We start from the raw sequence: 15,369 nt of genomic DNA, 5'->3' as shown, positions 1-15,369 counted from the left end.
TACGCCCTTTTAAATGAAGGCTTCTATGGGTATTTATTATCCAATACAAAAGTTATATAAGCTCAACGTAATAAAATATTAAAATCCTTAAAACACAATACAGGCCTGTTTTGTAGAGGATTTAAATATATTTGCCAAAACAGTTGAACAGCCCAATATATGTACTAAACTTGTACAATAATACTTTCTTTTATTAAAGTAGGATTTGAAGGGAGAAACACCAATACAGTACGGATAGAAATATTAATGGTGTACTGGAGATTATGATGGCTTCTCAATATGTTCTTTTCCTTCAAAAATTGGCCTCACTTAATTATAAATTACCCCTTACCCCTTTACTAAAGGCCTCAACAACTGTTCAAAATATAGCTCGGAAATTTGGTATCGATCTTACTCCTGATACTGCAGCAATCACAGGTAAGCTAGTCCAACATCAAGTGTTGTCCGCCAATTTGAAAAATATAGACTTTGATAACGATTCCGGCTTTACATTTCAGTGGCAAGCTAATGGCCAAAATATAGCAAAAGCGACGCAACAAACCTATAAACTAACACAAGCAGATGTCGGCAAACTTATTTCCTTAAAAGTAACCTACACCGATATTACAGGTCAAAAAGTCACACTGGTTGCAAAAACGGGTGTACCAGTTATCAATGTTAACGATGCCCCCACTGGATTAGTTGTTATTCAGGGGCAACTTCAGGAAGATAGTGTTTTAACGGCAAACACCAGTGGTTTGGCCGATGCCGATGGATTAGGAAAGTTTAGCTATCAATGGCTAGCCAATGGTGTTGCAATCACGGGAGCTAATCAAGCCAACTATGTATTAAAACAAGCTGATGTAGGAAAAGCCATTACCGTTGCTGTCAATTATACCGACGGTTTTGGAGCAGCAGAAAAGGTAGCGTCAAAAGCAACTGCAGTGGTGGCTAATCTCAATGATGACCCAGTTGGCAATGTACTTATTGATGGCAATGCGCAAGAAAATGAGGTGCTTACTGCTCGAGCTGATTTGAGCGACGCCGATGGCGTAGGCTCTTATAGTTATCAATGGTTTGCTGATGGCATAGCAATTACTGGAGCAACAGCAAGACAATACACGTTAGACCAGGCCTCTGTAGGAAAAGAAATCACAGTTAAAGTAAGTTATGTCGACAGATATGGTACCACAGAAGGCAAGGCATCCACTGCCACCGCAACTGTAGCCAATGTGAATGATGCAGCTACTGGTACTGTAAGTATTACAGGTGTTGCTCAAGAAGGAGAAATTCTAACAGCATCTGCCGCAGTTACCGATCAAGATGGTGTGGGCACTTATACTTACAAATGGTATGCCGATGGCGTGGAAATTTCTGGTGCTAATGGTAGTCAATACACGTTGGATCAGATTAATGTCGGGAAAGAAATTTCGGTAAAAGTAACTTATGTTGATAATTATGGAGCAACTGAAAGCTTAGATTCCGCAACCACTACTGCTGTAACAAACATTAATGATGCCCCTACTGGAATTGTAACAATTGATGGAGCTATTCAGGAAGGCGAAGAATTAACAGCGAATACCGGTGCGATAGCTGATAGAGATGGTGTTGGTACTTACAGGTATCAATGGTATGTTGATGATATTGCTATTGGTGGAGCTACAGCAGAAAAATATACTTTGAAACAAGGCGATGTTGGTAAAGCCGTGACTGTAAAAGTGTCCTATTTGGATGCTTATGGTACAGAAGAAGATCTTAACTCTAATTCAACTGGAGCTGTCGCTAATGTAAATGACACTCCAAGTGGTGCTGTTATGATTAGTGGAGCTCTCCAGGAAAACGCCACTTTAACAGCAGGTGTTGATTTGACTGATACAGATGGTTTAGGAGCGTATAGCTTTCAATGGTATGCGGATGGAGTTGCTATTGATGGTGCGACAGGCATAGATTATGTCTTAAGCCAAGCCAATGTTGGTAAAAATATTTCTGTAGGGGTCAGTTATGTGGATGCCTATGGTGCCGCAGAAAGTGTTTACTCCTCCTATACAGATGCAGTCTCCAATGTCAATAACAATCCCACTGGGAGTGTTGGCATAGCAGGCTATTTATTAGAATCAGCAACTGTTTCTGCCGACACTTCGACCTTGGCAGACAATGACGGTCTAGGCTCTTATAGTTATCAATGGTATGCAGATGGAGTTGCTATTGATTCTGCTGTTAGCGCGAATTATAGCTTATCAGCTGCTGATGTTGGCAAAGCCCTCTCCGTTCAAATCACTTATATCGATTTGTATGGCACTACAGAGACTGTTACTTCCAGTGTCTCAAGCGCTGTAGCACCTGTAACAGAAGTTACTCTCTTGCAATCAGCAACAATAGACGTAATAGACCCTGCACTTAATATTAATGATACTCAGCAAAGTTCATACATCAACTCCGTAGTTGCTTCTACCGAAAATGACACAGTAACCGTTGTAGATGTATTAAATGGTTTACAAATCAGTTTAGGCAATAACGGGGATAATACCGACGTAGATATCCTTGATCTAAGCTCTCTTGGACAGGCGGCTTCATTTAATGCCAGTGGTGTATTAACTTCCAATGCTAAGACATTAACCGTCACGGGTGTCGAAAAGTTTATCGGCAGTTCTTATGGAGACTCTTTAGAAGGCAACAGCCAGAATAATACCATTCAAGGTGGCGCAGGAAATGACACAATAATTGGCGGTGACGGTAATGACACACTAGCCGGTGGTGAGGGGGATGATACGCTCACCGGTGGTAATGGTAATGATGTCTTTGCTTTTGGGGAAAACGCCGGTAATGATAGCATCACTGATTTTGATTACTATACCGATCAACTCGACTTTGGCAGCTTAACTCCAGTCCTTGAAGTTGCAGATAACAACACGACTTATCGTTTTGATGAAGAAAACTCAGTTACTCTAATTGGGTTTAATATAAATGATTACGTTTCATCATAAGGGCGGCAGCATTCTGAATTTAGTTCGCAATACCTATAGTGTCTTTGCGAGCAACCTGAAGCAATCTATCCCGGAAGCTCAATTTACCCCCCCCCCCCGAAAATAGATAACAACAAATCAATGTATTAATTTTTTTACCATTTATTTAGAACATTGTTTATTGTTGAACTATAGTTATTACATATTGCTTTCTGTGAAATTCGATGGCTAAGAAACCCACCAATAATTTGCTAAAAGAGATCTTTCTAGCAAGCCGTTCTGCCTACCTTTACGTTGGTTTCTTCAGTCTCTTTATTAATTTATTGATGCTCACAATTCCTCTTTACATGATGCAAATTTTCGATCGTGTTCTCGCCAGTCACAGCTATGAAACCTTAATCTACCTTACATTAATTGCAATTCTCGCCTTACTTGTCTTGAGTCTTTTAGATGTCGTACGTACTAATATTCTTATCCATATCAGTACCTGGTTTGACAGAAAAGTCTCCCCTATTGCGCTTGCTCTAAGCCCTGATCAGCTTTTACAAGGAAATCCTTATCCAGAACAAGTGTTACGCGATGTCAGTACTATGCGTTCGTTTTTAGGAGGCAGTGCCATGTTTACTTTTTTTGACGCCCCCTGGATTCCTATTTACCTTATTGTTATTTTTATGCTAAATCCCATTCTTGGTCTCATTTCCACCATAGGAGCCATTCTTTTATTTGCTTGCGCGCTCGCCAATGAGTATGCGACAAAAAAAACCATGGAAAATGCAAATAACATGGCAATTAGTAACAATAACGATACAACAGCAACATTGAGAAACTCTGAAGTTATTCAAGCAATGGGGATGCTTTATCCTTTAATTAATAATTGGTACACCAATAACGAAAAAGTTCTTTTGTTTCAAACCCGCTCAAGCAAGGTATCAGGCTATATTTTATCGTGTAGTAAGTTCCTGCGTTTTTGTTTACAAATTTTAATTCTTGGTGTGGGTGCTTATTACGTTTTAACCAATCAAATCACCTCTGGGATGATGATCGCAGGCTCTATTATGATGGCCCGTGCACTAGCTCCTGTCGAGCAAGCCATTGGTGCCTGGAAGCAATTTCAAGGTTTTAAACAAGCACGAAGCCGTCTTGAACCTCATTTTATGTTTATCTCTGGAAGAAAGGCAGGGCTTAAGTTACCGAAACCTAAAGGCATTCTTTCTTTAGAGAATCTTTTTTACTCTCCACCTAATATGCAGAAATTAATTATTTCTGGTATTACTCATAAAATTCAAGCAGGTGAAATGGTTGCCTTAATTGGTGCATCAGCCGCGGGTAAATCCACATTAGCTCGACTAATCGTGGGTGTCTTAAAACCAAATACTGGCACAGTGCGTCTTGATGGTGCAGATGTCTATCAGTGGGAACGAGATGATTTTGGCCAATACATAGGCTATTTACCACAAGACATTGAATTATTTGCAGGAACTGTCAAAGACAATATTGCACGCATGAGCGAAGTCAATGATGCCGAAGTAGTCAAAGCAGCGCAGCTGGCAGGTTGCCATGAAATGATTTTACGCCTCCCGGAAGGCTACAATACCGTGATTCGCCGAGATAGCTTTAACCTTTCAGGAGGACAGCGTCAGCGTATTGCATTAGCTCGCACGCTCTATAAAGAGCCCAAACTAGTCATACTTGATGAGCCTAACTCCAACCTCGATAACGAAGGTGAAATTGCTTTACTTAAAACATTGCAAGTACTAAAAGAAAATGGGGTCACCGTCATTATCATTGCCCATCGTCCGAGTATTATTCGCCATGTGGACACTATCATTGTGCTTAATGAAGGTAAAATTCAATTCTCAGGGCCCAGGGAACAAATTTTAGCGAAACTGCATGAATTTGCCAAAAATCCTAAACTGCAAGAAGGTAAAGGTATTGGCAATGGATGAACTATTTAAAAAACTTCCGCCAACCACGGATAAACCCGTCATTAGAAATGCCATCATAGCAGGCTCAACGCTTCTTATTGTGTTTGTGGGTGGTTTTTTTCTATGGTCATTGCTCTTTCCACTGGATTCAGCAGCCGTTGCCGAAGGTAAGTTTGTTGTTCAGTTTGAGCATAAAACGGTTCAACACATGGAAGGCGGCATCATTGAAAAAATCTTTATTAATGAAGGTTCAGTAGTCAAAGCCAATACACCGCTTATTAAACTCCAGGACACCCAGGCCAAAACCTCTCTACAACTATTACAAGTTCAAATGTGGGAGGGTCTTGCAGCTGAAGCTCGCATATATTCTGAACTAAATAACGATCCCAAAGTTGTCTTTCCTAATGAATTATTAAAACAGAAAAATAATCCCGACGTACAAAAAATTATAAATGGCCAAGAACGATTATTTACAGCGGGAGTGAATACTTATGAAGGCCAAACAAAAGTGCTAAATCAACGAATCGATCAATTGCATAAAGAAATTTCCAGCTTGCAAGCGCAGGTACAGTCTGAAACAGAACAAATCAAACTCATTGATGAAGAAATTGAAGCTGTCGCTTATTTGGAAGCAAAGAAACTTATTGACCGCCCTCGCTTACTCGCTTTAAAACGAGAAGAAGCCAGGCTTAATGGTAATCGTGGTGAACACTTAGGTTTAATTGCAAAGGCCCATCAAGCGATTGGTGAAACTAAATCACAAATGTATACCCTAATGGAAACACGCCGTAAAGATTTGTTAGAGGAATTACGTACAACTCAACAAAAATTAGCAGACGTGCTAGAAAAATCAAAAGCAGCTGAAGACGTTCTACGCAGAACTCTCATTGTGGCTCCGTCGGCCGGAACGGTAATTGGCCTTAAAAAACATACCGTGGGTGGTGTTATTACTCCAGGGCAAGAGGTATTAGATATTATCCCTTCTGGGGACCAGTTGATTATTGAGGCAGAAATAAATCCCATTGATATTAATATTGTCAGACCTGGCTTAAAAGCCAAGGTTCATTTGACGGCTTATAAACAGAGAAATACTCCAACTCTGGAAGGAACTGTATTAAGTATTTCTGCAGATATTTTTGAAGATGAAGCCACAAAAAAGAAATTTTATAAGGCTCGAATCACCTTGGATAAAAATGAATTGGCTCGCTTTCCACAAATTCAGTTATACCCCGGAATGCCTGTTCAAGTCATGATTATTACGGAAAAAAGGACCGCTTTTGATTATTTAATAACCCCGCTAGAAGACAGCTTTAGACAAGCTTTTCATGAAGAGTAATAATGGTTATGTCAATAGACTTGACTAGCCCCACATATGTACTAAAATTGTACAATTACCGTTTCTTATCTCGCGAGTACAATAGGGAGTATCGCCTAAGGAAAACAGCAGGCGTCATAAGTGTTTTATTGGCAATTGTTGCAGGAGATTGGCGATGAACCTTTTGTATATCTTAAAATTAAAACTTATTGAAACCCTCACGGCCGTGGCGGCAAAATTATCAGGTACCGCTAAAGCAAAACTCCTTGATGTTATTGAAAAATTAGCCGAAAAATTTGGGATAGATCTTGATCCTGACAGTGTGTCGATTAGTGGTGAGGCGGTGCAGAATCAAACATTAACCGCTGATTTAAGCAATGTTGATTTTGATGATGGTTCCGGTTTTATTTTTCAATGGCAAGCAGATGGTCAAAATATTCTTAATGCAACTCAACAAAGTTACACCCTGGGCCAGGATGATGTAGGCAAACAAATTGGTTTGGTTCTTACATATAGAGATGAGAACGGAAATACAGTATCTCTTAATGCCGACACTACGGTTGAAGTCGCCAACGTGAATGATGTGGTGACGGGTAATGTTGTGATTGAGGGCGTAGCCGAACAGGGACAAACGTTAACTGCAAATACTGAACAACTAGCTGACTTGGACGGATTAGGTGCTTTCTCTTATCAGTGGTTTGCAGATGGTGTTGCCATAGCTGGCGCTATTGCTGCGAATTACACATTAAACCAGGGCGATGTAGGTAAGGCAATTACTGTCGCTGTTAACTATACGGATGGCTTTGGTGCACACGAAGCTGTCACGGCAGGCGCAACGGCTGCGGTAGCCAACGTCAATGATGGTCCACTTGGTCAAGTTGTTATCGAAGGCCTGGCACAAGAAGACCAAACGCTAGTGGCCAACACAAGTGATATAACCGATGCAGATGGACTCGGTGATTTTAGTTATCAATGGCTAGCTGATGGTGTTGCAATCTCAGGTGCCAATGCAGCCAGCTATACATTGACTCAAGGCGATGTAGGTAAAGCCATCACGGTTCAAATTAATTACACGGACCAATTCAATACTGCTGAACAGCTTGTTTCTGCAGCAACCACGGCCGTTGCCAATGTCAACGATGCACCTGAAGGTGCTGTAGTAATCGTGGGTACGGCGCAGGAAAATGAAACGCTAACAGCAAATACAGAGGCTATTGCCGATGCAGATGGTTTAGGTCAACTAAACTATCAATGGTTAGCTGATGGCGTTGCTATTGACGGAGCTAATGCAGCCAATTATACATTGACGGCTGGTGATATAGGCAAAGCAATAACGGTACAAGTTAGTTATGCTGACCAGTACAACACCAATGAAACACTGAGCTCAGCGCCCACCGCTGTAGTAACCGCTGATGTTGATCTCTACATTCCTGATCAAACAGTAATTCAACTGACTGGTACAGGGATTGTCGCTGATAATACCCAACAAACTGGAACTATCGAAACGATACAAACAGGTCAAGCAAGCGATCTTTTAGTGGTCAATACTATAATTGATGGTTTGCAAATCGATTTAGGCGAAAACGGTGCAAATACTGATAATGACATTGTCGATATCTCTAATATCCGTGGCACAACTTATACTGCAAGTACGGGGACACTTGCTGATGGGAACGGCAATAGCCTCTCTATCGCCAATGCTGAAGCGATCCGTCTCGATACTGAATCAACAACCGTGGTACTCGATCAGGGTGGGGATTACAACTTTATTTTTGCGGCAAACTCCAATAATTATACCAATAATGATCCTACGACTATAAAAATGATAGAGGGAACAGGTGCAACCAATGTAGGACTCTTCTTTGAAGAATATCCCGCCGGCGCAACACCCACTCTTAGTGGTATTCAAAAGGTCACCATGGATATGGAATTTAATAGTGGTGGTCCCAACATTGATAATGTGGCTACAGTTGATTTTGCTCAAGGAACTTATGCTTTCAATGCTACAGCAATTGAATACGGACTCATTGCAGCCCTAATCGCTACAGCAATTCTTGGACAAATTAATACTGCTGAATTAAACACCCTTTTGGCCAATCTATCAAATCAGCTATCTAATGAAACCACCAGACCTAGCGAAAGTGCGCATTTATTTACAGGAGAAGTTAGAGTTGACCTAACAAATTCAGACGTAAATCCCGTTACAGATGATGTTACTGTGGCGGTTACAGGATTACGCGATAATACGGTGGAGATCCAAAGTGATACTTCAACTTCAGAATATCGCCCCTGGATGATTGTTGACAACGAAACTAACACTCGCGGAGTTGCTGATTTAACCGCTGTTAGAGCTCGTGAAATCGATACTGACCCTGAGCAACCCCCTCCTGAACCTCAACTTGTTCAAATCCAAGCAACATGGGATGGTGCTGCAAATAATGGAGACGGACTAACTACAGTAAACTCTGTAGACTCTGCCGGAGTCACTACTTCCAATACGCATGCCTTTTATGGATTTAGTGAATTACAGCTCTCTGAAGCAAATGATAAATTGTCCGTAAAATCACTTAATACTGCTCTTGATAATTCAGTAAGTTTGGGAGAAAAGGCTGATGGGTCTGATTATGACACCTTGGATTTGAGTGCACTTAGTTCGGGCGCTACTTATTCTGCCCTCACAGAGCTTTTAACCACTGACGGCAAACAATTAACAGTAACAGGTGTAGAAGAAGTAATAGGTACTGCTTCAAATGATATATTGATAGGCAATAGTGGGAACGACACCTTTAAAAGCGGTGCCGGTAATGACGAGTTAAATGGTGGCGCGGGGGATGATACATTAGTAGGCGGTGCCGGAAATGATACCTTAAGTGGAGGTGTCGGAAATGATACGTTCGTCTTTACTGCTGGTTCCGGTAATGATGTTATTCTCGATTTTTCATACGGAGATTCATTGCAATTTGAAGGTGCAGCCGACTACTTTATTAATGAAGCGAACGGACAATACACTACTATGCTCCAGTTCGGTGACGGTAGCACAATTACTCTCTTAGGCGTAAACATTGAGGATTATATTTTATCCTAAGATTTAGAAGACAAAAGGCGCTTTCATTAATGAGAGCGCCTTTTTATTTGCCTTTAATAACTTAAATTTACGTTTTCTGCCCCTAACAACTCCCCTAAAGTCATTAGTAAACTATCACTTGGAACCACACGCCACTGCGTGCCTAAATTAAGAGCCGCTCTTGCACTATTTCCTAAGTAACGAACCTGAACCACACATTCACCCGTGTTGGTTTTGAGTATTGATTGCAGTGTCGGTAAGATCCCTTGCTCTTTAGCTGATAAATCGATGGTAATGCATTTGGCAAATCGCGTACGGGCTTCATCAATACTATATAGCTGACTAGCTGTCATCTTTATGCCCCCACTATATTCATCCGGGGCAATTTCACCTTCAACAATCAACATTTCACCAACCTGAACATTGGTCTGCTGTACCTCATAAACTTCGGAAAAAACCACCACATCCATCTTATTACTGGAATCCTCTATTCCAATGATCGTCAGTTTCTTCCCACGTTTGGTCATTACTCGTCGTAATGAAATGACTAAACCACAAATACACGCTTTTTTGGCAGTACTTGGATTTAATCGGGCAATAGGCGTGACAAACGTTTTAAACTCTTGAGTATATTGATTTGCAGGATGTCCAGTTAAATACAAGCCTAGCGTTTCCTTTTCGCCATTTAAACGCATCATATCTGGCCAAGGTTTAGATTCGACATAATCTTCCTGATTGACCGCTTCTTCAAGCATCGAAAACAAATCCGTCTGACCACTATTTTGATTTTGATGTGTTTTATCCGCCAGTTTTAATGCCTTATCAAGCGATGCGAAGAGTACCGCACGCTCCACATTCCAACAATCCATAGCTCCACTCTTAATTAATGCCTCTAAAACTCGACGATTGACTTTGCGCAAGTCCATTCGTTGGCAGAAACTAAATAAACCTGCATAGGATCCACCACCCTCTCGTTCTTCAACAATACAATTAATAGCTGTCTCACCGACTCCTTTGATAGCACCCAAACCATAAAGAATGGTTTTATCATCGGCAACAGTAAATTGATAGTGAGATTGATTAATTGCCGGCGGCAACACCTTAAGCTTCATTTGTACGCATTCGTCGATAAAGGTGACCACTTTATCGGTATTATCCATATCGGAAGACATGACAGCCGCCATAAAGGCAGCGGGGTAATGTGCTTTCAACCATGCTGTTTGGTAAGCAACCAACGCATAGGCAGCAGAGTGAGATTTATTGAATCCATAGCCCGCAAATTTTTCCATTAAGTCGAAAATATAGGTGGCTGTCTCTTCAGCAACACCACGCGCAGTGGCACCTTCAGTAAAAATCTCACGTTGTTTTGCCATCTCTTCTGGTTTTTTCTTACCCATAGCACGACGTAAAAGATCTGCTCCACCGAGTGTATAATTCGCCAATACCTGAGCAATTTGCATAACCTGCTCCTGGTACAAGATAACACCATAGGTTGGCTTTAAAATCGGCTCCAAATCCGGATGTGGGTATTCAACTTTGGCACGGCCATGCTTACGATCAATGAAGTCATCCACCATCCCTGATTGTAAAGGGCCGGGTCTGAAAAGTGCTACAAGCGCGATAATATCCTCGAAACAATCCGGTTGAAGCCGATGAATTAATTCCTTCATTCCTCGGGATTCCAGCTGGAAAACCGCTGTTGTCTGGCAAGCCATTAGCAAATCAAATGTTTTTTTATCATCTGTGGGAATAAGTGAGATATCGATAGGTGTCTCACCCTGAGCGACACGTTGTTTGTTAACAATCGCTAATGCCCAATCAATAATTGTTAGGGTCCGTAACCCCAAAAAGTCGAATTTAACAAGTCCTGCCGCTTCCACATCATCCTTATCAAATTGACTGACAATTTGTGTGGAGCCTTGTTCACAATAAATCGCTGTAAAATCGGTGAGTTTAGAGGGTGCAATGACCACTCCCCCAGCATGCTTACCTGCATTCCGTGTTATCCCCTCAAGTTTTAATGCTAAATCAATCAATTCTTTAACATCTTCTTCATCGTCATAACGTCGTTTTAATTCCTCCTCATCCTCGAGGGCTTTGTTTAATGTCATTCCTATTTCAAAAGGAATTAATTTAGCTATCTTGTCCACAAAACCATAGGGGTGCCCAAGGACACGCCCCACATCCCGCACCACCGCTTTAGCTGCCATAGTACCGAAGGTGATAATTTGTGACACGCTTTGACGGCCGTATTTTTCAGCAACATATTCAATAACCCTATCCCGTCCTTCCATGCAAAAATCGATATCAAAATCAGGCATGGAAACACGTTCCGGGTTTAGGAAACGCTCAAAGAGTAACTCATACAACAAGGGATCCAAGTCGGTAATTTTTAGCGCATAAGCCACCAGTGAGCCCGCACCAGAGCCCCGTCCAGGCCCGACAGGGACACCATTTTTTTTTGCCCACTGTATAAAATCGGCCACAATCAGGAAGTATCCGGGGAATCCCATGCTGTTGATTACATCAAGCTCTATCTGTAAGCGCTTATCGTAGGGCTCACGCAAAAGTTCGATTGCATCGGGTGTTTTGTCACGAAAAATTTGTTGAAGGCGTTCTTCTAAACCTTTCTTTGACAAATCCGATAAATAATTTTCCACCGTTGAGCCTGCCGGAATTGGAAAATTGGGCAAATAATTGTTGCCTAAATCCAGTTTGACCGTGCAGCGTTTGGCAATTTCAACTGTATTTTCCAAGGCTTGAGGCAAATCTTTAAACAAAGCCACCATTTCGTCGGCCGAGCGCAGATATTGCTGGGCACTATATAGTTGCTGTCGTCTTGGATCAGCTAAGGTGTACCCTTCATGGATGCAAACCCGTGCTTCATGAGCCTCATAATCTTCTTTTTGCAGGAAACGCACGTCGTTGGTTGCCACCAGAGGCAAATTCAGCTCTTCTGCCAAACGCACTACGCGCTCATTATATTCTGTTTCATACGTTCGCCCCGTTCTCTGTATTTCCAAATAAAAACGGTTGGGGAATAGCTTCATGAAAGATTGGGCCAAAGCGTATGCACCTGATTCATCCTCGGCAAGCAATGCTTTACCTATCGCTCCAAATCGTCCCCCTGATAAGGCAATGAGCCCTTCTGCATGCTCCTCAATCCAGGGATATTGGATTCTTGGCTGGCCTTGGTATTGCCCCTCCTGATAGGCTTTAGACACCAGGCATGTTAAATTTCGATACCCTATCTCATTTTGACACAATAAAATAAGCGAACTGATTTGTTCTGGAGTTCCGGGTTGATGACAGGGTAAATCACTCCCCAAAATAGGTTTAATACCTGCGTCCAATGCTGCTTTAAACACTTTAACTGCTGCAAATAAATTGCAGTGATCCGTAACAGCAATTGTATTCATACCTTTGTTGGCCAAGGATTTCATAAGCGGTTTTATACGCACTAATCCATCAACCATAGAAAATTCGGTATGTACCCGCAAATGAACAAAACGCGATTTCATAGAGTAAAAAGAGAAGGAGTGATGAAGTGAACTCTACCGAACTCAGTTGTTGAGAGCAAGCATTGTGTTTTATATCCTTAAATTAGTGTCTTGCAAGCCACCGTATAACTGCTAAATACTTATTATTAACCCCTAATTTTTTATTGGCATTTTGCAAATGAAAATTGACTGTTCGTTGTGAAACGCCTAACAAAGACGCTATTGCATCAAGGCGCATATTTTCAGCTGTTAACTGTATACATTGTTGTTCACGTCTTGTTAGCTTCACCGCAGAAACTGCATCTTGTAATAAAAATTGTCGAAGATGATGAAAATAGCATTGGATAATAGCAAGCCAACCATATTGTTTCTGTTCCCAATGGTGTAATCCTGCTTCATTTATCCGCTGATGCAACACTAAAACAATAAAATCACCTTGTGGCCCATGAAGTGGAATACACAAGCCCTGATGAATTCCAAATTCTTTAGATTCCTGACGCATCCGCTGTTCACGCGTATTTTTTGCATTGGCAAGCTGGCAATCTAGATCCCAAAACGTGGGCAGTAAACCTTGCTCAAGGGATTCCAGTGTTCTATCAATGTCCGCATAGTTTTCACCGAGGTAATGCTCATGCCAGGCGCGAAGAGGAGCGCTTACCCAATCATAAATAAGCTTGTTGCCTGTTTTTGTGTGCTGTTTGTAATAGGTTAAAGCGATACTTGTAATACCTTCACGTGAAAAATAATTAATTAAGAGTTGCTTTAAGTGTTCAATAGAACTCGCAGACGCCATTTTTGTGCATATTTCATACATTTATTTGCCTGTAACCTGTCAGTAAAGACAGGTTTTTGAGTTGAAGCTGTCTTGTTATTATACATAAAATTTAATTTATATTCACCGGAGAATTTACCGTGCTAAGACCAATCGTAGTTTTCTCATTGTTATCTGGGACGCTTTCAGCGGCAACAATTACTAATGCTGTTGACGGCGTAGGGCCAAATGGATCTGTTAAACCTTACCTTTGCGTACAAAATCAATCAGGACAAGTCACATTAAAACTTGCTTCAGGTCAATCAGGTGACGCCAACAAAGCCTCAGGAAATGAGTATTACGTGGGAGCAACTTTACGCTTTGGTGGCTGCGATCTCTCAAATACTTACCTAGGCTATGTAGGCTTTAATCTCAGTAATTCTGGTAATAATTCCATCGCCTCGTATTCCCCTCCCGAAGATGTTCACATTGTTTATAACAAACCCGCTATTGATAGCCAAGGTCGAGTAACAGGTTCAATTAATTACACAGCGATTGCAACAAACTCGCAATTGACACAAGCCCAAACCCCGAATTTTTGGCAATTTGCGGGGTTTAATTTATCAGGTCTTGAGTTTAGTAAAGTGATAGACCCCGTAGTCATCCCTAATCTTTCAATAGAAGACAGCAGTGGTCGCTATTCTGATTTAAAAGAAACAGAAGAATGGATTTCTATGGGCATGAACACCACTCGCGTACCCATTAGTTGGAGCTATTTACAATTGGATGGACCAGGGAAAGGACGTTTAAATCTTGCCTATTACAACAATTATATTCGTCCTCTTCTGCAATCCCTTACACAGGCTAAAGTCCATACCATTATTGATTTGCATGCTTACATGCGTTATTCAAAATTTGGCGAGCAATACTCAGGGTGTGGACAATCAGGCCCTTGTCCTGATGGTACCCTGGTTTTAGATGATAACGCTTACAAATCCGTATGGGGACAGTTAGTGACACTGATTCAAAATGATCCGGCAATTAATAAAAGTTACATTTTACTGGATCTTATGAATGAACCCGTGGGTGTCCCTGATGATAAAGTATTTGCGATTCAAGCGTCGTTAATAAAGCTTCTACGTGACCAAAAATTTGATGGATATATCATGGTAGAGGGAAATGGCTGGTCAGGTCTTCATTCCTGGGAAAATTACCAATGGACAGGAATAAATGGCCAAACTTATAGCAATGCAACGTTATTTACTCGTGATAATTTTGCAAAGGCAGGGATTACAGATTTATCGAAAATATTAATTAATGTTCATCAATATCTTGATAACGATTTCAGTGGAACCCACGATAATTGCTTACAAGATTTAACCACAACGGGCCAGAGTGGATTTAATCTCGATGCATTTGTTAATTATTTACAACAAAATCGTCTAAAAGCTATCGTAACAGAATTTGGTACTGGGAGAGATGCAAAAAGCTGTACAGCTCCCTTAAGGCAATTTATGCAATATTTGCAAGATAACTCTGCGAAAGGAAAAGACTACGGTTTTGTCGGCTGGACAATTTGGTCAACAGGACATGGATGGGGTGATTACAATTTACGAGTAAAACCCAACTCTTATCAAGCGAATGTTCTTAAAGAATTCCTGTAGCATTTGAATGTAGGTCGGATAGGCCCGACCTACATTTCTGCGGTGTGCACATCACACATAAGACTGTATCACAATCTAAGTTAAGTACGAATTGCGATTTCATCAACTCCTTTGTTTCAGGCTAGAGGAGATGAGCTACATTTTCCCCCAACTCATATTGCCTTAATTTTGACCATATATAATAAGATTTATACATAAACACCCACTT

The 15,369-nt window shown here is 41.2% G+C and carries 7 protein-coding genes; 5 read left to right on the top strand and 2 right to left on the bottom strand.

What is annotated here, in order from left to right:
- The first annotated feature begins 266 nt into the window (after window positions 1-266).
- The 4 genes from LHA_RS17495 to LHA_RS05885 all read left to right on the top strand — a co-directional run bounded on the left by LHA_RS17495 (window position 267) and on the right by LHA_RS05885 (window position 9,267).
- Window positions 267-2,963, top strand: a complete 2,697-nt coding sequence (locus LHA_RS17495) for a hypothetical protein (protein ID WP_045105724.1) — start codon at window positions 267-269, stop codon at window positions 2,961-2,963.
- Between the two features lie 203 nt (window positions 2,964-3,166).
- A complete protein-coding gene (locus LHA_RS05895; RefSeq protein WP_045105723.1) occupies window positions 3,167-4,888 on the top strand; it encodes a type I secretion system permease/ATPase in 1,722 nt (573 codons plus the stop codon).
- Entirely contained in the window at window positions 4,881-6,203 is a 1,323-nt protein-coding gene (locus tag LHA_RS05890; RefSeq protein ID WP_052673603.1) for an HlyD family type I secretion periplasmic adaptor subunit, read from the top strand. The genes LHA_RS05895 and LHA_RS05890 overlap by 8 nt, the downstream gene beginning before the upstream one ends.
- A 154-nt stretch (window positions 6,204-6,357) precedes the next feature.
- A complete protein-coding gene (locus LHA_RS05885; RefSeq protein WP_045105722.1) occupies window positions 6,358-9,267 on the top strand; it encodes a beta strand repeat-containing protein in 2,910 nt (969 codons plus the stop codon).
- 53 nt (window positions 9,268-9,320) lie between these two features.
- Here LHA_RS05885 and dnaE read toward each other — a convergent pair whose 3' ends face one another.
- Together dnaE and LHA_RS05875 are read right to left on the bottom strand one after the other, a co-directional pair.
- Window positions 9,321-12,767 (bottom strand): DNA polymerase III subunit alpha, encoded by a 3,447-nt coding sequence (gene dnaE, locus LHA_RS05880; protein WP_045105721.1) that lies wholly within the window; start codon window positions 12,765-12,767, stop codon window positions 9,321-9,323.
- 82 nt (window positions 12,768-12,849) lie between these two features.
- Window positions 12,850-13,560 carry a helix-turn-helix transcriptional regulator gene (locus LHA_RS05875; protein ID WP_052673602.1) on the bottom strand — a complete coding sequence of 237 codons (711 nt, stop codon included), beginning with the start codon at window positions 13,558-13,560 and terminating at the stop codon, window positions 12,850-12,852.
- A 98-nt stretch (window positions 13,561-13,658) separates the two neighbouring features.
- On the opposite strand from LHA_RS05875, the gene LHA_RS05870 reads away from it, so the two are divergent.
- Complete coding sequence (locus LHA_RS05870) at window positions 13,659-15,161, top strand: glycoside hydrolase family 5 protein (RefSeq protein WP_045105720.1); 1,503 nt, start codon at window positions 13,659-13,661, stop codon at window positions 15,159-15,161.
- Window positions 15,162-15,369: the final 208 nt, after the last annotated feature.

Origin of the sequence: Legionella hackeliae (assembly GCF_000953655.1) — a bacterium.
GTDB lineage: Bacteria > Pseudomonadota > Gammaproteobacteria > Legionellales > Legionellaceae > Tatlockia > Tatlockia hackeliae.
This window is presented reverse-complemented; position numbering and strand designations above follow the sequence as displayed.